We start from the raw sequence: 1,041 nt of genomic DNA, 5'->3' as shown, positions 1-1,041 counted from the left end.
GCTACAGCTCGGTGCATGCCTGCCTCGAGCGACAAGCCCCTATCGAGCGACAAAGCAGTCCCCAGCTGCGGTTGTGTCTTTGACATCGACCTTTATCGCGGCAACCGAGATTTTTTCGCCGTCGGCAAAGGCTTCAGCTCCATTACCGCTAAGGGTTCTAACGACGCCTGTTTGCAAGCGCCTGGACAAGTCTTCTACTGTCGGTTCGCAGGTTTCGCACCGCAGCCAGTTCCCCAGTGCTTCGGCTTCGTCCTGTTTCACAACGACTAAGCTGCAGCTAGACAGAGCGTCGAGATAAGGGTGGACGGTGCCTTTACCAGCCTTTGAGACCGAGGATCGTGGGCCTCGACGTTGCCGTCCACACCAAATGGGAAGATTTCTGGTTCTCACCCACGAAAAAAGAATGAAATCAATAAATTGAGTGTACCGGCATAATCAATTTATTGAATCTTACTGCACTTTCGTGGGTCAGTATCGGAGAAACTCCCCGCATCGTCCTTAAGTTTCCGTCGTAGCCTGCTCATGGTGCTCAGGCTGCGACCGACCAGCTAGGCTCTCCCGACAATCGGGTTGATCGTGTCTTCGCAGAGCCTGTCGCCGACGTTCAAGCTTTCGAAGTAAGCCGTGGGCAGAATGTCCTGGCACCCGTTAAAGGTGCAGCCATCGGGCATGAAGGCCGCGGTCATCGCGATCCGGCGGCGGCGGGTCATGTTGGCCCCGGCGCCATGCGCCGTAAGGCCGTTGTGAAAGCTGCAATCGCCCGCGCGCATTGGGACCGCGACAGGGTCCGTCTCTGCCATCTCGGGGTAGATCTTGAAGAGTCCCGCAAGGTCTTTCCCGATGTTGGCGTTATCGTAGCGGGCGAGCCTGTGGCTGCCCGGCACGAACGACAGGCAGCCGTTGAGGGGCGTCGCATCCTCGAGCGCGATCCAGATCGAAATCGCGTCGCGCGAATGGAAGGCCCAGAAGGGATTGTCGAGGTGCCAAGCGGTTGGGTTGCCGTAGGGCTCTTTGATCAACGCCTGATCGAGATAGATCCGC

General features: G+C 57.7%; 2 protein-coding genes. Both read right to left on the bottom strand.

The window, feature by feature from the left end; genetic code table 11:
* Positions 1-39: 39 nt before the first annotated feature.
* A complete protein-coding gene (locus GHK62_RS35230) occupies positions 40-261 on the bottom strand; it encodes a PfkB family carbohydrate kinase (protein ID WP_380785728.1) in 222 nt (73 codons plus the stop codon).
* Between the two features lie 287 nt (positions 262-548).
* The coding region (locus GHK62_RS17610; RefSeq protein ID WP_153440451.1) for a phytanoyl-CoA dioxygenase family protein at positions 549-1,041 on the bottom strand (493 nt) is incomplete at its 5' end.

The organism is Sinorhizobium terangae, assembly GCF_009601505.1.
Lineage (GTDB): Bacteria > Pseudomonadota > Alphaproteobacteria > Rhizobiales > Rhizobiaceae > Sinorhizobium > Sinorhizobium terangae.
Note: the sequence above shows the minus strand (reverse complement) of the source record. Positions and strands in the feature narration are given on the sequence as shown.